The organism is Streptomyces sp. NPDC016309, assembly GCF_043077235.1.
GTDB lineage: Bacteria > Actinomycetota > Actinomycetes > Streptomycetales > Streptomycetaceae > Streptomyces.
In genome coordinates, this window is sequence record NZ_JBIBSG010000002.1 from 77361 (window position 1) to 94103 (window position 16743).

A 16743-nucleotide genomic window follows, 5' to 3' on the forward strand; every position below is an offset into this window, starting at 1 on the left:
CGGGCGCGGCGACCGCTGCCGGTTTTCGGCCAGACGGCGGGGCGGCCGGTCGCACACGAGGTGCGGCCGGCCGCCCGACGGGGTCCGGGGCGGACGGGTCAGGAGCGTGCGGCGGCGGTGGCCGGGGCGCAGGCCACCCGCGTCTCGGGGGTGTTGACGACCATGTCCTTCGTGGCCTGACCGTTGTTGTGCTCGTAGTACAGGTACGAGTAGAAGCCGATGTTCCCGTTGCAGCCGGAGTCGGCGGCCAACTGCACGGTGAGCGTCACCGTCCGGGTGGCGCCCGGGGCGAGCGGGATCGCGTAACCGACGCCGAGGCTCGTGCCGCCGGTGCCCGAACACGTCACCCCGTCGCCCGTGCAGGAGGTGAAGGCGTACTTCAGGTCCTTGCGCTGGGTGGTGAGCCAGGTCGGCTGCACCGACTGGTAGACGAACCAGATGTCCGTCTCCTGGTTGTTGGTGAACGTCATGGTCAGGTTGACCGTGGAGCCCGGGGTCACGCTCTGCTGGTCGGCGGTGAACGTCAGGTCGGCCGCGGCCGGTTCGGCGGCGGCCGCCGGCCCGCTCAGGCCGAGCAGGGCGACGAGAGCGAACAACGCGGTCAGGGTCACTCGTGCGAGGTGTGTGAGGCGCATGGCGCGGGAGGTTAGGTCACGCCCGGCGCGCCCGTCTGCCCCGCCCGGCGCGGCCGGCGCCGTCCCCGGCTCGAACCGCACACGGCCCGGTGGCCCGGCCGGCGGGCGTCCCGGCCGCCGGCCGGAGCGCATATGCCCCGGATGGGGGCCCGGGGACGCCGGGCGACGACTGGTGACTCTGCGCACGCAAGCGATTGCCGCACGTCGTGAAGGAATGGCGTATTCCGCCACGTTGCGCGTCCCTCCAGCCCATGCTCCGGCCCCGCGACGAACCGCGCCCACGGGCGTACGCGGCGCCCGTCCGTCCCGCGCGTACCCCTACGCGTACTGGGGGGCGCGACGACCGGCCGCGTCGGCGCCGTACCAGTCCAGGCACAGCGCGGTCGCGTCGTCCTGGAGACGGTCCCGGCAGGCCGTCCGCACCGCGCCCACCAGGGCGGTGACCGTCTCGCGGGGATGCAGACGGCGGGTGTCCCGCACCAGCGCGGGCAGGTCGACCCCCGACGCGGCACGCTCCTGCATCCCGTCGGTCAGCATGACCAGCCGGTCACCGGGGCGCAGCTCCAGCTCCTGCACCCGGTACGGCGTCCGGGAGGGCACCCCGAACGGGAGGTTGACGGACAGGGGGAGTTCCTCCACCGTGTCGCCGCGCATCCGCAAAGGGCGCGGGTGACCGGCGTTGACGAGCTCGAGGCGGCCCGTGTCCAGCCGGATCCGGAACAACTGGCCGGTCGCCATGCCGTGGCTGTGGTCGACCAGGGCCTGATGGGCCCGGCGGGCCTGCTCCGCGATGTCGCACCCGGCCCGCCGGGCCCCTCTCAGCGCACCGACCAGCAGGGTCGCCAGCAGCGCCGACTCGGTGTCGTGCCCCATGGCGTCGGTGATGGACAGGTGCAGTGTGTCGCGGTCCAGCGCGTAGTCGTAGGTGTCACCGCCGATGTCGTCGGCGGGCACCAGGCCGCCGGCCACCGAGAACTGCGCCGCCTCACAACACGAGGCGGACGGCAGCAGGTTGTGCTGGATCTCGGCGGCCAGACTGGTCGGCGTGGTCCGCCGGCTGCAGTGGTAGAGATCGGTGAACCGCCGGTCGGTGACGATGATGTACGCCAGCGCCCGCGCCGCCTCCCCGACCTGGCGCAGCACCGCGTCGTCCGCGTGGGGGAGCGTCATCTCCAGCACCCCGATGCAGTCCCCCCGGTTGGTGACCGGCGCGACGATCCGCCGGGCGTCCTCCCCGTCCGGCTCCTCGTGCAGGCGTTGGGACAGCAGCACCTTCTCGTACACACTGCCGCGCAGGCCGATCCGGGTCGTGCCCCGCTCGCTCTGCACCCCGTCGGCGACGGCCAGCCGGACGAGCTGCTCCCCGATCAGGTCGGCGAACAGGAAGGAGACGCACACCGCGTGGAAGCGCTTCTGGAGGTGACGGGCGACGACGTCGACCGACTCCACCGGCGAGGCGTCCGCCGCCTCCGCCAGGACATCGCCCAGCCTCAGGTCCTCACCCTCCACAGCGGCCTCCCTTCGCTGCCGCTACTTCTTCCCCCGGCCGTCCGGTTCTCACCCGGACGCTGCCCGCCGCGACGTACATCACCCCCGTACCGGAGGGCCGCGACCGGCGGGGGGGGGGGCGCCCCCCCCCCCCCCCCCCCCCCCCCCCCCCCCCCCCCCCCCCCCCCCCGCCCCCCCCCCCCCCCCCCCCCCCGGCCCCCCCCGCGCCCCCCGCCCGCCGGCCGCCCCCCGCCCCGCGCCCCCCCGCCACGACCAACCCCCCCCCCCCGGCGGCCCGCCCCCCCCGGGGCCGGCCCCCCCCCCGCCCCCCCGCCCCCCCCCCGGCCCGCCCTCCCGTCAAGCCGGGGACACGCGCACACACTCGATCAGGTAATCCCCGGTCGCGGGGTCGACCGTGACGCCGTGGGCCTCGCTGTGGAAACCGGGGAAGGCCCGGTCGAACGCCTCCAGCGCGCCCAGGTACCGCAGCAGCGGCCCGTCCGCCGCGCCGGTGGACTCCCCGGGCATCAGCACCGGGATGCCCGGCGGGGTCACCGTCACCATGGCGGCCGCGACCCGCCCGGCGGCCTCGCTCAGCCGCAGCCGCTCGGTGCCGCCCCGGATCAGTCGCTGGTAGCACTGCCGGGGCGGCGCGACCGGCTCGGGGAGCTGCTGGAAGGCCGTGTCCAGCGCGCTGATCAGCCGCGCCCCGGTGAGGTGCTCGTGCATCTCCTGGCACAGCTCGCGCAGGGTGGCCCCGCAGTACCGGCGCGGGTACTGCTCGACCAGATCGGGCAGCACCTGGTCCAGCGGAGCGTCCGTGTCGTACAGGGCCTTGAAGTCCATCAGGGCGTCCATCAGCGTGCCCCACTTGCCCTTGGTGATGCCCATGGAGAACAGCACCAGCGTGGTGTAGCTGTCGGTCTTCTCGACGACGATCCCCCGGGTGGCCAGGTACGCGGTCAGGACGCGTGCCGGGATGCCCCACGGCGAGGTCTCACCCGTGGCGCTCACGCCCGGGCAGGTCAGCGTCACCTTGATCGGGTCGAGCATGCAGTAGCCGTCGCTCAGGTCGCGGAACCCGTGCCAGGGCGCGCCGGGCTCCAGGTGCCAGCAGGACGGCTCGCTCCGCAGCAGCGCGGCCGGCGCGTCGGCGAAGTCGAGACGTTCCCCGGTGGCCGGATCGGTCACCGCCTCGGGCTGCCACACCCCGAAAAACCACCCGGGACGGTCACCCGCGCCCGCGACGCGCCGTGCGGTGCGCACGACGGCCTGCCGGAACCGGATGGCCTCCGTCACCGCCTCGTCGATCAGCCACTGCCCCTGCGGACCGTCCATCATGGCGGTCGCCACGTCCAGCGAGGCGATCGCCGGATACAGCGGCGAGGTGGTGCCGTGCATCATGAACGCCTCGTTGAACCGCTCGTGCGCGACCGGCGCCCGGGGCGCCGACTTCACGTGGACCATCGCGGTCTGCGAGAGCGCGGCCAGCAGCTTGTGGGTGGACTGGGTGGAGAACACGGTGGGGCGCTCCGGTCCGGTGAAGGTCTCCGGGCCGACGGCCATCCCGTAACGCCCCGCGTACAGGGGATGGAAGCGGGCGTAGGCGAACCAGGCCTCGTCGAAGTGCAGGCGCGGCGTGCTCGGCGCGAAGGCCCGGGCCGCCGCGACCGTGTCGTAGCACAGCCCGTCGTACGTGGAGTTGGTCAGCACCGCGTACTGCGCCTCGCGCGAGACCGCCCCCGCCGTCAGGGGATTGGCCGCCACCCGGGCGGCGACCGCGGCGGGGTCGGTCTCCGTCGGGGGCAGCGGCCCCGCCAGCCCGTACCCGTTGCGCGTCGGGACCAGGTACACCGGACGCGCTCCGGAGATCACCAGGCCGTGCAGGACGGACTTGTGGCAGTTGCGGTCCACCAGCGCGATCTCGTCGGACGTGACGCAGTAGTGCCCGACCATGCGGTCCGCGGTGGAGTCGCCGTGCAGGACGAAGTACGTGCGGTCGGCCCCGAAGACCCGGGCGGCGTTGCGCTCCGCCTCACCGATGGGACCGTTGTGTTCGAACAGCGAGCCCAGTTCCCCGACCGAGATCGACAGGTCGCTGCGGAAGAGCCGCTCCCCGAAGTAGTCGAAGAACGCCCGGCCCGTCGCCGACTTGAGGAACGCGACGCCCCCCGAATGGGCCGGAGTGTGCCACGAGTACTGGTGGGCGTCGTCGAACCGGCGCAGCGCCTTGAAGAACGGCGGCAGGATGTCCTGGTGGTAGGCGCGCGCGGCGGTGACGACCCGGCCGGCGATGAACGCGGCGGTGTCCTCCAGCGGCCAGATGTACCCGACCACCGCCTCGGAGACCCACAGCGGCAGCCGCTCCAGGTCCTGGTCGGAGTCGTCCGCCATCAGCAGGAAGACGGGCAGGTTCTTGAACCGTCGCTGGATCCGGCGCAGCACGTCGGCCCCGCCGCCCTCGCCGTCCCGGTCGTCCTCACCGTCACCGCCGCCCGGCAGGTCCCAGGCGACCACGGCCGCCGCGAGCCCCGACTCCGTGTGCAGGGTGGCGCGGGCCTCCCGCGCCCCGGCGGCCCACCGGAGCTCCATGCCCTGGTTCTCCAGCTCCTTGCCGATGCGGCGGAGCTGCTCGGTACTGACACCACCGCCCAGCGGGTTCTCCCGCACCGCCAGCAGGACCGTGCCGTTCGCCATGACGTCCGCCTCCTCGATAGGTGGGCCCCCGGGTTGTATCCGCGGCCCGCGGCACAGTCTTGTGGCGTCATGGCGGGAAATGCCGCTCTTCGCCCCGTGCTTCACCCGCAGGGGGGCACCCCGTCGCCGCCCGGCGGGAAACGGACGACCAGCAGGGCCCGGTCGTCGGGCATCTCCGTGTCGGGCTGCTGGTGCAGCAGCAGCTCGCAGGTGCCCCGGGCGTCGAGTCCCGCGGTCGTGGCCGCCGTCCGGGCCAGCCGGTCGAGCCCGACGTCGAGGCACTCGCCCCGGCGCTCGATCAGGCCGTCGGTGTAGAACACCAGCGTGGCGTCCGGCGGGACGGTGATCTCCGCCTGCGGGTACCGGGTGAACGGCACCGGGCCGAGCGGCGGGGCGAGCGCGCCCTCCAGGTACGTGGTGGAGCCGTCGCCGTGGACCAGCAGGGGCGGGGGGTGCCCGGCCCGGGTGTAGCGCAGGGTCCGGGTGCGCCGCTGGTAGGTGGCGTAGCAGGCGGTGGCCATGAGGCCCTCGTGGTAGGTGCCCAGGAAGTCGTTCAGCTCCGCCATCACCGCCGGCAGGTGCTCGCCCAGCCGCCGGGAGATGCTGCGCAGCACGGTGTTGATCTGCGCCATGGCCGTGGCCTCGGCGATGCCGTGCCCGGCGACGTCCCCGATGGTGAAGCCGACGACGTCCTCGCCCAGCGGGTGGACGTCGTACCAGTCGCCGCCGACGTCCACCATGTGCGTGCCCGGGGCGTAGCCGCTGGCGATGTCCAGGCCGGAGACCTCCGGCAGCCGGGGCAGCAGACTGCGCTGGAGCCGTACGGCCAGGCGGTGTTCGTGCTCGAACAGGCCCGCCCGCCGCACGGCCTGGGCGATCTGCTGGGCGATGGCGGTGATGTGGTCGGTGTCCGGCTCGGCGCCGGCGGCGTGGTGGATCACCAGGCTGCCGAGCACGACCCCCTCGGCCTCCAGCGGCACCCGCAGCGCGGTGTCCGGCAGGGGGGCGGCCGGCGGGGCGCCGTGCAGCCGGTCGAGGTCGGTCCAGGCCGCGGTCGTGACCGGGAGGGTGTCCGAAGGGGCCAGCGACGGCACGATGCGGCGCGGGTGCAGCTCCAGGGTCACCCCCGCCGCGTCCAGGGCCTGCGGCGCGCTCTTGTGCACCGCCTCGCACACGTCGGTGAGGTCGGCGCTGGACGCCAGCGCGGCCGTGAGCCGGTAGAGGCGCTGCATCCGGGCGCGGGCCTCCGTCTCGCCGCGCAGCAGCCGGTCCCGCTGCTCGGCGATGGCCCGGCGGTAGGCCATCTGCTGGTGCATCAGGCCGACCCGCTGGCTCAGGGCCACGAAGCGGTCGCTGATGTCGAGCCGCGACAGGTGCAGCTGGAGGGCCGGCTCCGGCCCCTGCCACCAGGTGGCGCGCGCACCGTGGCACCGCAGGCGCACCGGGGTGCCGTCCGCGTCGGGCACGGTCATGACGCCGGGCAGGGGCGATCCGCTGCGCAGCCACTGCTTCAGCCGCTCCGCCACCCGCTCCGGGTCGAGCACCAGTTCCAGGAGCTGCGCACCGGGCCGGAGGGTGCCCACCGTGCGGCGCGTGGCGGGGTTGACGGCCAGGATGGTGCCCGAGGCGGTGCACACCACGACCGCGTGCGGGAGGAGCTTCGCCATGGCGCGGAACGCCGCCAGGTCCATCTCACGCCCCGGCCGGGGGCGTAGGGGCGGAGCCGCCGTGACCGGCCGGCGCGGCGGGGCCGGGCGGGTGCTCGTCGCCGAAGTACTCGCGGCCCGGCTCGTCGTCCATGTCCAGGTCGGGCGTGAGGTGCACCACCACCCGGCAGCCGGAGCTGCCGCGGGCGATCGTCTCCTCCAGCTCGACCCGGGCGTATCCGAGGTTCTGGGCGGCGATGGTGCCGAAGATGTTCGACGTCATCATGCACATCGACTCCCTCCCCAGCACCTTCTCGGCGAACGGACAGCTCCGGCTGCCCAGGACGATCCGCTCGTCGTCCTGGGAGATGACGTAGAAGTCCCCCTCGATCCGCTGCTTGAGGTCGACCATGACATCGGCGACCTGCTCCCGGGTGAGCCGGCGCACCCCGAGGGCGCCGGCGTAGGCGTCGTTGATCTGCGAGCCGACCGACTGGCCGACCAGACTGATGTAGCCGGAAGCCTCCTCCAGACCGACCACGGACTCCAGCGACGTCGCCAGCTCCCGGATGAGGCCGCGCATGAAGACGTCGCGATCGAGGCCCACGTCCGCCGCCTTCGCCGGCTTCACGGCCGCTCCCTTCCACGCGGTGGAGCACCGTGCGGTCAGCCGGCGCTGCGTCATCGGCGGGGCACACGATCCCGCCGGCCCCGGTTCCCGAGGATAAGCCTCTCGTCATCCTTCGCTGAACCCTCTGCGCGGCAACCCCTCGTTCGGGGCATGGCGGAAGCCGGCGCGGCCCGCCCGCTCAGCCGCGCGCGCCGAACACCTGCGTCCACCACGGCCCGCCGGACCCCTCGTGGAGGCCGAGGCCGATCTCCTTGAACGAGCAGTTGAGGATGTTGGCCCGGTGGCCCGGGCTGTTCATCCAGGAGTCCATGACCGACGCGGGGGTCTGCTGGCCCCGGGCTATGTTCTCGCCGTACGTCGACCACTGGTAGCCGGCGGCGGTGATCCGCTCGCCCGGGCCCTCGCCGTCGGGGTTGGTGTGGTCGAAGTAGTCGCGTGCGGCCATGTCGTCGGAGTGGCCGCGGGCCGCCGCGTCCAGCAGGCCGTTCTGGCTCACCGGGCCGCAACCGTTGTCCGCCCGGGCCGAGTTGACGAGCGCGGTCACCTGCTCGGCGAACGAGCCGGACGGCGCCTGGGGCCGTTCGGGCCGCGGCGCGGAACGCGTCCGGGCCGGCGTCCGCTCGGGGCGGGGCGCCGACGCCGTCCGGCTGGGCGACGGCTTCTTCGTCGCCGGGGGCGAGGCCGAGGCGGAGGGCGACGGGCTCGCGGAGGCGGACGGGGACGCCGAGGCGGACGGGCTCGTGCTGGGCCGGGCCGGTGAGGCCGGCGGCGGCAGCGGAGCGCGGGAGGGGGCGGTCGCGGTCTCGGTACGCACCTGCCGGGCGCCCTCCTCGGGCTTCAGTAGCTGCCACCCGGCCACCCCGCCGCCCGCCACCAGCAGCGCCGCGGCGGCGGCCGCCCCCCGGCGCTGCCGCCGGCGCCGGGCGAATCGTTCCTGCCGCCGATTGCCCGGCCCGTCGCCGGCCCGTCCGCCCCGTCCGCGTCCCGCCCCGGGAGCGGTCGCCGGTGCCGCGGCCGATCCCGCCGGGGAGCCCGACCCGGCGAGCACGAAGGCGTCCCCGTCGCCGGCCGGCAGCGCCGCCCCGGCCCCGGCCAGGGCGGCCCCCAGCGGCACCAGGCCCAGGCCGACCAGCAGCCCCTCGGCGGGCACCAGTCCGGCACCGTGACCGGAACACACCGTGCAGTCGCGCGCGTGCCGTGCGATCCGCTTGCGCCACAGCGCGGACGGCACCCCGTCCCAGCCGGCCAGCGCGTCGTCCAGCAGCACACAGCGCGGCCGGGCCGCCAGCGCCCGTACGACGATCCGCGCGGTCTCGAGCTGGGCCTTCATCCGCTGCACGCGCACGGCCGTGTGCTGGGGCGTGAGCTCCATGGCGTCGGCGACCTCCGCACGGCTGAGCTCGCCCGCCGCCTCCAGCCACCACAGCGACAGCAGCTCCCGGTCGGCGTCGTCCAGCCACCGGGTGGCCTCGGCCACCTCCCGCCGCTGCCCCGACAGGCCCAGCCGCAGGATGGTCAGGTCCACGAAGTCGGCGCCCGGGTCGGCGAGGTCGGCCGCCTCGTGCGGGGCGCCGGCGAGCGCGGGGTCGAAGCGGTGGTCACGTATCTGGTTCATGGTGATGGCCACCAGCCACGACCGGAACCGCTGCGGGTCCCGCAGCGAGCCGAGACCGCCGAGCGCCCGGATCATCGTCTCCTGCACCACGTCGTCCACATCGGCGTGGCCGCTCAGTGCCCGCCCCGCGATGTTGTAGACGAGCGGCAGGTACGCCGCGACGAGCTCGTCCTGCGCCCGCTGGTCCCCGGCCCGGGCCGCCTCGACCAGCCGTACCTCGTGTGTCTGGCTCATCCCTCGCTCCTCTTTCCCCCCGGACGGCCGTCCCGCCCGGTACATGGGAGACCGGTCGGCGGGCCGGTGATAACGAAAACCACGGAGGACTTCGGGAATCCGCCCCCGGGCCGCCCCATTGTTTCCCGGCCGCTTCCCGGGGCAGCGGGGGAGGGGAGGTGTCGAGGTGAGCGTACGCAGCAGGGCGAAGGGCAAGAGCGGCAGAACCGCGGTCGAGGTCGCGGGGCGGTGGGGGTTCGCGGCACGGGGGGTGATCTTCCTGCTCGTGGGCGTGCTCGCGCTGCGGATCGCCTTCGGCGACAACGGCGAGCAGGCCGACCGGGGCGGTGCCCTCACCGAGGTGGCGGCGCAGCCCCTGGGGTCGGTGCTCCTGTGGCTGCTGGGCGTCGGCCTGGCGGGGATGGCCCTGTGGCAGCTCACCGAGGCGCTGTGGGGACGCAAGACCACCAAGCGCGTGCTGGCGGCCGGCAGGGCCGTCTTCTACGCGGTGGTGGCGTGGTCGGTGTTCGTCTTCGCCGGCGGTGACCACAGCAGTGGCGGCGGGGAGAGCGACCGGCAGTCCCACGACATGACGGCGCGCGCCCTGGAACTGCCCGCCGGGCAGTGGCTCGTCGCGGCGGCCGGTGTCGCGATAGCGGTCACGGGCGTCGTGGGCGCGGTGCAGGCGGTCCGCCGCAGCTACCGCAAGCACCTCCGCCTGGGCGAGATGAGCGCCCGGGTGCGGACCGCCGTGGACGTGGCGGGCGTCGCGGGCGGAGTGGCCCGCGGTCTCGTCTTCGTCGTGGCGGGCGGCTTCGCCCTGCGCGCGGCGGTCACCTACCGGCCGAGCGAGGCGAAGGGCCTGGACGACACGATCCGCTCCTTCGCCGACACACCCGCCGGCCCCTGGCTGCTCGTGGTCGTCGCCCTGGGCCTCGCGCTGTACGGGCTGTTCTCCTTCGCCATGGCGGTGTGGCGCCGGGTCTGACCGGTGCAGCCCGTGACGACGCCGCCGCACGCCCCGCGCCGGAGGCGGGACGCGCGACGGCGGGCCGTCGGACGCGGGGATCAGAAGGTCAGGTTCCAGGCGTCGATCGTGCCGGTGTCCTGGGTCGCGATGTCACGGACCCGGAGCTTCCAGGTGCCGTTGGCGGCCTCGGCGGAGGCGTTGACCGTGTACGTCTTGGCCACGTCGTCCGTGCCGTCGTTGTCGGCGAAATCCTCCAGCGGGTAGACCGTGCCGTCGGGCGCGACCAGCGAGAGGACCAGGTCACCGCGGTAGGTGTGCCTGATGTCCACGCCCACCTTGAGGGTGGCGGGCGCGTTGCCGCTCAGACCCGAGACGGTGAGGGGGCTGTCCACGGTCGCGTTGTCCGCGATGGCGACGTCCGTCGTGGACTCGAAGTACGAGCCGGGCGGGGGCGTCGTACCGGAGACCGCCTTCAGCGCGTCGGTCTGGCCCTCGCCGAAGAAGCCGTTCTTCGCCGTGGTGCCCGTGCACCGGGTGTCCGAGGGGCAGGACGTGTCCACGGCCTGGACGCCCAGCCGGGTGCGGAGGTCGGCGGGGGTGGCGGCCGGGTCGGCGCTCGCGAGCAGCGCGGCCACACCGGCGACGTGCGGCGACGCCATCGACGTACCGTTCATGTTGCCGTACTTGCCGCCCGGGAGGGTGGAGTAGACACCGGACGCACCGTCGCCGCCCGGGGCGGCGATGTCGATGACGCCGTTGCCGTAATTGGAGTACGACGCCTTGACGTTGCCCTTGCCCATCGCGGCCACCGTCACGACGCCCGGGAGCTCGGTGGGGATGTCGAGGCAGGCGTTGGTGATGGTGCGCCGGACGGGGGTGGAGTCGTTGGGGCTCTCCGTGTCGACCGTCTTGTTCGCCAGGTCGAGGTTGGAGTTCCCGGCCGCGGCGACCTGGAGCGAGCCGCGCTTCTCGGCGTACTCCTGCGCACGCCGCACACCCTCGATGATGGCGGCCTGGTCGGCGTTGTCCGGGCAGTTGAACTGCCACGGGTCCGTGTAGTAGCTGTTGTTGGTGACCTTGAAGCCGTGGTCACCGGCCCACATGAAGCCGCAGACGGTGTTCTCCGCGAAGAACAGGCTGGTGCCCGGTTCGGCGATGCGGACGGAGGAGATCTTCACCCCCGGGGCCACGCCGACGACACCCTTGCCGTTCTTGGCGGCCGCGATGGTGCCGGCGACGTGCGTCCCGTGCGTACCGACGTCACGCCAGGCGCCCGCCCGCGTGTCCGCCCTGCCGTACGCGCAGGAGACGGAGTCCGCCGCGTTGAAGTTGGGGGCGATGTCCTGGTGCTTGTCGTCCACGCCGGTGTCGAGCACACCGACCTTGACCGTCGCCGAGCCGGTGTTCACGGCCCAGGCCCGGTCGGCCTTGATCTGCGTCATGTCCCAGCGCGTCAGGCTCTCGGCGAGCGTGGTCGGCGACTGGGCCGGGTTCGCCGGGAGGGCCGGGTCGTACGCGTCGGCCGGCACGTCCGAGGTGCGGGTGGCGCCGACCTGCTGCACGCCGGGCACCGCGCGCATGGCGGAGGCGAAGCCGGCCGAGGCGGAGTGGGCGACGATCACGCCGATGGCGTCGTAGGAGGCGAACACCGAGCCGCCGTTGGCGGTCACGGCGGCCCGGACGGCGGAGGTGTCGCCGGGAGTGGTGATCACCAGGTGGGCACGGGTGCCGGCGACCCACGCGGCGGTCGCCGCGGGTGCGGCCGGAGCGGCGGTGGTGGCGGCGGTGGCGGGAACCCGCGGCGCGGCGCCGAGGGCCGCGGCGGGCGTCCCCAGGGCGAGGGTGGTGCCGAGGGCGGCCACGGCCACCGTGAGCGGCTTCGCCGGGAGCCAACGGGATATGTGACGTATCAACGCGTCCTCCGAGTCCCGGCGTGCTGGTCGGGCCGCCGGGCCGAATGTGTAAGGGGCGAACGCAAGATGTCAGACCGGCGAACCCGCTGAGAAGGAGGGGAAACCCTTGCTGCTCCCGTACGGGACACGAGGGTTGCCGGCCCGCCCCGCGTCCTGACCCCCGCCCGGCCGGGGCTCCGCCCGGCCGGTGCTCCGTCCCGCGCCCCGGCCGGGCCCCCGGAGCGTGGGAGGGGAGCGGGACGTGCGGCGGGGCGGCCCCGTAGAGTGCTCCCGGGCGCGGCACGAGCATCAGGAGAGCAAGTGACTGCGGTGAGTCTTGAGCACACGGCCGTGCCCGCCGACACCGGCGAGGTGACCTTGCTGATCGCCCGGCAGGTGCAGCCCGGCTACGAGGCCGCGTTCGAACGCTGGGCGCGCGGCATCCTCGCCAGCGCGGCGGGCTTCCCCGGGCATCTGGGGCACGGCCTGTTCCGGCCGTCCGCCGAGGGCGCGCCCTGGTTCCTGGTCCACCGTTTCCGGGACGCCGCCGCGTGCCGCGCGTGGCAGGAGTCGCCGGAGCGGGCGGCCTGGTTCGCCCGGTGCGAGGGCCACCACCACACCGAGATCGCGCGGCGCGAGCTCACCGGGATGGAGACCTGGTTCGCCAAGCCCGGAGCCACGTCGCCGGCACCCCCGCGGTGGAAGATGGCCATCAGCGCGACCCTCGCCATCTACCCGATCTCCCTGCTCGGCGGCTACCTCCTGGTCCCCCGTCTGACCGGACTGCACCCGGTCGTCAGCAGCGCGGTGATCGCCTGCGTCTTCAACGTCCTCATGACGTACGCGGCGATGCCGGCCGTGAGCCGGCTGCTGCGCGGCTGGCTCGGCCGCTAGGTCGTGTCCGCAAAGTCTCGCCTGGCCCGCGGTGTCCGGCACGCGGACGGTCCCTAGGACCACCGTGCCGTTGCGCCGTGCCACCGGTCCGCGAGGATGGGGGCGAACAGAAAGGGGCACAACGTGGCATCTCGCCTCAACCCGTACATCAGCTACGACGGCAACGCGCGCCAGGCCTTGGAGTTCTACCAGCAGGTCTTCGGCGGTGACCTCACCCTCAACACCTACGGCGACTTCGGCGCCGACGCCCCCGGCCGGGCGGAGAAGATCATGCACGGCATGCTCGAGACCGACCGCGGCTTCACCCTCATGGGCGCCGACCACCCGCCCGGTTCGGAACACCGGCCGGGCAACGACATCGCCGTCAGCCTGAGCGGCGACAGCGCGGACGCGGACACCCTGCGCGGGTACTGGGAGAAGCTCTCCGACGGCGGCACCGTGGCGGTGCCGATGGAGGTCCAGATGTGGGGCGACGAGTTCGGCATGTGCACGGACCGCTTCGGCATCACCTGGATGGTCAACATCGGGCAGTCACAGGGCTGAACCCCCGGCGGCGGGGGAGGGCCGGGCCGCCCACCACGGTGCGCGGCCCGGGCACGGCCGGGCGCGGCGCGCACAGGGGCCGGCCCGGCATGCCCCGGGTGCGGCGGGGTACGCGCGCTGTCATGGAGCAGTCGGTCCCGGACGTACACACCTCGCTGCGCGAGGACATCGACACCGCGCGCGAGGAAGCCGCCCTCGGTGTGGCGGAGGCGCGGCACGGCATGGCGGCGCTCGCGGCCGGCGGCGCGTGCGGCCTGCTCGCCCTCTGGTCGGCGCACCAGGTGCTGCTGCGCGGCCTGGAGCGCGTCTGGCGGCCGGGGCCCGCCGCCGGCGCCCTGACGGTCGTCTACGCCTCCGGCGCCTCGGCCCTCCTCCACTACGGCTCGAAGCGGCTGCGGGTCGCCCAGGACGCGTCCCGTGAAGCCGTGCACGCCTCCGTCGACGTGGTGCGCCACGTGGTCGAGGAGCTGAAGGACTCCTAGGCCGTGCGCCGGGAGTCCCCCGATCGGCCGTCCCGGTCCAGGACGGCCAGCAGGGCCCGCGCCTCGGCGTGCGCGCGGGGGACGTCGACGTCGTCGCAGACCACCTCCAGGCCGAGGGACGTCATGCCCGGCCCGCCAGGGAGGGCGTAGTACGACTGGTACGCGAAGTAGGCCCGCAGCTCGTCCTCCGGGTCGCGGCCCACCCACAGCGTGGCGAAGCGCTGTTCCTCCACCGGGCCGTGCGCCATCGCCCTCGTCACCGTCTCCGCGAGGTCCATCCGGTACTCGTAGGGAGCGGGCGCCGGCGGCAGGGCGAGCACCGCCCGGGCGAACTCCCGGGCGTGCGCCGCGTCGTCGAACGCCAGCAGCTCGCTGAACACGGGCAGTCCGGCCAGCAGCAGCCAGCGCCGCGGCCCGTCCCCCTCGGCCGGCTCGTGGGCGACGGACAGCACCGAGGTGCCCCCGTCCGCCCCGTCGTGCCGCCACGCGTAGGTGAAGACCTGCTCGAAGTCCACTCCGTCCCCTTCCCGCCCCTCCATGGTGCGTCCACCCGTCCACCGCCCCTGACGGCAGCGGTGCGTGAGGGCGCGTCACCCGCCCGTTACGGGGTAGGCGCGGAACGTGACACGACACGACCACCACGGCGACCGCGCCGACCACGAAACGATCAGGAGGCATCGATGAATACCATCATGGCCGCTTCGCAAGACGCCTCGGCCGCACCCGCGTGGCTGCACGTGACGGTGATGGCCGTGGCGGTGCTGGTCCTCTTCTACAGCCTGGCCCGCCGCAGCAACTGAACCCTCATGACGTCCGCAGCACCTCGCCGGCCGTGGCCAGGGCCGCCCGCCGGTCGTGGGGCACCATGCCGATCCGGGTGCGGCGGTCGAGCAGGTCGGCCTCGTCGAGGGCGCCCTCGTGCCGTACCGCCCAGACGAGTTCGGCCACCGTGACCGGGTGGCCCGGGACCACGGGGCGGGCCAGGTCCGGGTCGGCGACCCCCAGGGCGTGCACCGCCGGGGCCTCGGTGCCGTAGCGGCGGACCAGCCGCCCGGGGACGTCCAGGGCGGCGAGCGTCGCCGGGGCGGCGGCCCCCACCAGGGGCAGGCGCGCCGTCCGGCAGGGGCCCGCGGTGAGACCCCGCGCGGCGACGGCCGCGTCCAGCGCGTCCTGCGCCATGCGCCGGTACGTGGTGAGCTTCCCGCCCACCACGGTCACCACCCCGTCCGCCGACGTCAGCACGGCGTGCTTGCGCGAGATGTCCGCCGTACGGGACGCGCCCGCCGTGGCCGAGGTGTCGAGCAGCGGCCGCAGCCCGGCGAAGGCGCCGATCACGTCGTCGCGGCCCAGCGACACGTCGAGGGCCGAGCCCAGCACGTCCAGCAGGAAGCCGATGTCCGTCTCCGGCACCTCGGGCACGTCCGGGACGTCCCCGTCGACGGGTTCGTCGGTCAGCCCCACGTACACCCGTCCGTCGCCCTGCGGGAGGACCAGGACGAAGCGGTTGGCCTCCCCGGGGATGGGGATGTGCAGGCCCGCCGTGAGCGAGCCGAGGTCCTCGGAGCGGAGCACCAGATGGGTGCCCCGGGAGGGGCGCAGCCGGATGTCGTCGATCAGGCCGCCCGCCCAGACGCCGGTGGCGTTGATCACCGCGCGGGCCCTGATCCGGGTCTCCTCGCCGGTGAGTTCGTCCCGCACCAGGGCGCCGCCCCCGTCGAGGGACAGTGCCCGGGTACGGGTCAGGATCCGGGCGCCGTGCGCGGCGGCCGTGCGGGCGAGGGCGGTCACCAGCCGGGCGTCGTCGCTGAGCCGGCCGTCCCAGGACAGCAGCCCGCCGCGCAGCCCGGAGGACCGCAGCACGGGAGCCATGTGCCGGGTCTCCACGGGCGACAGGGCGCGCGGCGCCGGCAGGGTGGACCGCGACGTGCGGGCCGAGGCGCGCAGCAGGTCTCCGGCGTGCAGCCCCGCCCGCGCCAGGGCCGCCTGCGCCCGGGAGACCAGGGGGGTCAGCGGCAGGACGAACGGCTGGGCGCTCACCAGGTGCGGCGCGGTCCGCTCCATCAGGACGCCCCGTTCCACGGCACTCTCGTGGGCGACGTCCAACTGCCCGGAGGCCAGGTACCGCAGCCCGCCGTGGATGAGCTTGGAGCTCCAGCGCGAGGTGCCGAAGGCCAGGTCGTGGGCGTCGATCGCGGCGACGGACAGCCCCCGGGACGCGGCGTCGAGCGCGGCGCCCGCGCCGGTCGCCCCGAGGCCGACGACCAGGACGTCCACCTCGGTTCCGTCGGCCAGTTCGGCCAGCTCGCGGCGGCGGCGCGCCGCGGTGAGGGACGACGGCACGCGGTCGGGGGCGGGGGCGGTGTCACGCGAGGGGCTCATGGGGCGAGGGTCCTTTCCAGGAGGGTCCGCAGTTCACCGAGGAAGGCCGCTTCGTCGAGCCCGGGGTCCGAGTCGTCGGTCATGGTGCGCAGCGAGAGCGTGAAGGACTGGACGATCAACAGCACGGACCGGGCCTGGAGGTCGGGGCGCACCGCCCGGACGGACCCGTCCGCGTGCCCCTCCTCCAGCGCCCCGGTGATGAGGCCCAGCAGGGCGTCCTGGCTCGCGCCGCGCCGGTCGAGCACGTAGGGCAGCAGGAGTTCGGGGTCCACGTCGAGGATCTTGTGGAAGAGCGGGTGGGCGCGGAACGCCTCGACTCCGGTCACCAGCCCGTCGACCAGCCGCCGCCGGGCGGGGGCACCGGACTCGCGCCCGGGCATGGCCGCCACGGCCAGGGCGACCCACTCACGGGTCATCACGTCGCCGACCAGGGTCCGCACATCGGGCCAGCGGCGGTAGAGCGTCATGCGCGAGACCCCGGCGCGGCGGGCCACGTCGGTGAGCGTCGTACGGCGCACGCCGACGGCGAGGACGCAGTCGCGGGCCGCGTCGAGGACGGTTTCCCCGTCCGAATGGTTGTGACGAATGGGCGTCATCTGTCACAGTGTACCGCCAGTGCGGGCCTCAGAGCACGCCTCGATCCGGAACCGACGGTGAG

At 74.3% G+C, this 16743-nt stretch carries 14 protein-coding genes; 4 read left to right on the plus strand and 10 right to left on the minus strand.

All coding sequences use genetic code 11. The annotated features are described in order from the left end of the window. Positions 1 to 98 precede the first annotated feature (98 nt). The 6 genes from ACF068_RS05005 to ACF068_RS05030 all read right to left on the minus strand — a co-directional run bounded on the left by ACF068_RS05005 (position 99) and on the right by ACF068_RS05030 (position 8946). Positions 99 to 635 (minus strand): hypothetical protein, encoded by a 537-nt coding sequence (locus ACF068_RS05005; protein ID WP_392272755.1) that lies wholly within the window; start codon positions 633 to 635, stop codon positions 99 to 101. Between the two features lie 318 nt (positions 636 to 953). Then, positions 954 to 2144, minus strand: coding sequence for a PP2C family protein-serine/threonine phosphatase (locus tag ACF068_RS05010; RefSeq protein WP_392272756.1), 1191 nt, complete (start codon positions 2142 to 2144; stop codon positions 954 to 956). A 336-nt stretch (positions 2145 to 2480) separates the two neighbouring features. Continuing rightward, the gene (locus ACF068_RS05015) at positions 2481 to 4820 is read right to left on the minus strand and encodes an Orn/Lys/Arg decarboxylase N-terminal domain-containing protein (RefSeq protein WP_392272757.1); all 2340 of its coding nucleotides are present in this window, start codon (positions 4818 to 4820) and stop codon (positions 2481 to 2483) included. 101 nt (positions 4821 to 4921) lie between these two features. Next, complete coding sequence (locus tag ACF068_RS05020; RefSeq protein ID WP_392272758.1) at positions 4922 to 6511, minus strand: SpoIIE family protein phosphatase; 1590 nt, start codon at positions 6509 to 6511, stop codon at positions 4922 to 4924. A 1-nt stretch (position 6512) separates the two neighbouring features. Continuing rightward, positions 6513 to 7097: a methanogen output domain 1-containing protein gene (locus tag ACF068_RS05025; protein WP_392272759.1), complete on the minus strand. Its 585-nt coding sequence runs from the start codon at positions 7095 to 7097 to the stop codon at positions 6513 to 6515. Positions 7098 to 7275: 178 nt separating this feature from the next. Continuing rightward, positions 7276 to 8946 (minus strand): sigma-70 family RNA polymerase sigma factor, encoded by a 1671-nt coding sequence (locus ACF068_RS05030; protein WP_392272760.1) that lies wholly within the window; start codon positions 8944 to 8946, stop codon positions 7276 to 7278. 166 nt (positions 8947 to 9112) lie between these two features. Between ACF068_RS05030 and ACF068_RS05035 the strand changes: the two genes are divergently transcribed. Further along, positions 9113 to 9913, plus strand: coding sequence for a DUF1206 domain-containing protein (locus ACF068_RS05035; protein ID WP_392272761.1), 801 nt, complete (start codon positions 9113 to 9115; stop codon positions 9911 to 9913). An 80-nt stretch (positions 9914 to 9993) separates the two neighbouring features. Here the strand turns inward: ACF068_RS05035 and ACF068_RS05040 are convergent, their stop codons facing one another. Next, entirely contained in the window at positions 9994 to 11763 is a 1770-nt protein-coding gene (locus tag ACF068_RS05040; protein WP_392273259.1) for a S8 family serine peptidase, read from the minus strand. A 345-nt stretch (positions 11764 to 12108) separates the two neighbouring features. Here ACF068_RS05040 and ACF068_RS05045 point away from each other — a divergent pair, with 345 nt between their 5' ends. From ACF068_RS05045 to ACF068_RS05055, 3 genes are all read left to right on the plus strand, one after another. Next, complete coding sequence (locus ACF068_RS05045; protein ID WP_392272762.1) at positions 12109 to 12681, plus strand: antibiotic biosynthesis monooxygenase; 573 nt, start codon at positions 12109 to 12111, stop codon at positions 12679 to 12681. A gap of 123 nt (positions 12682 to 12804) precedes the next feature. Next, a complete protein-coding gene (locus tag ACF068_RS05050; protein WP_392272763.1) occupies positions 12805 to 13224 on the plus strand; it encodes a VOC family protein in 420 nt (139 codons plus the stop codon). Positions 13225 to 13346: 122 nt separating this feature from the next. Then, the gene (locus ACF068_RS05055) at positions 13347 to 13706 is read left to right on the plus strand and encodes a phage holin family protein (RefSeq protein WP_392272764.1); all 360 of its coding nucleotides are present in this window, start codon (positions 13347 to 13349) and stop codon (positions 13704 to 13706) included. Here ACF068_RS05055 and ACF068_RS05060 read toward each other — a convergent pair. The 3 genes from ACF068_RS05060 to ACF068_RS05070 form a co-directional block, all read right to left on the minus strand. Continuing rightward, positions 13703 to 14221 carry a hypothetical protein gene (locus ACF068_RS05060; RefSeq protein ID WP_392272765.1) on the minus strand — a complete coding sequence of 173 codons (519 nt, stop codon included), beginning with the start codon at positions 14219 to 14221 and terminating at the stop codon, positions 13703 to 13705. The two genes, ACF068_RS05055 and ACF068_RS05060, sit on opposite strands and share 4 nt — an antisense overlap. 289 nt (positions 14222 to 14510) lie before the next feature. Beyond that, positions 14511 to 16085, minus strand: coding sequence for a glycerol-3-phosphate dehydrogenase/oxidase (locus ACF068_RS05065; RefSeq protein ID WP_392272766.1), 1575 nt, complete (start codon positions 16083 to 16085; stop codon positions 14511 to 14513). Next, a complete protein-coding gene (locus tag ACF068_RS05070) occupies positions 16082 to 16681 on the minus strand; it encodes a TetR/AcrR family transcriptional regulator (protein WP_392272767.1) in 600 nt (199 codons plus the stop codon). The genes ACF068_RS05065 and ACF068_RS05070 overlap by 4 nt, the downstream gene beginning before the upstream one ends. Positions 16682 to 16743 lie beyond the last annotated feature (62 nt).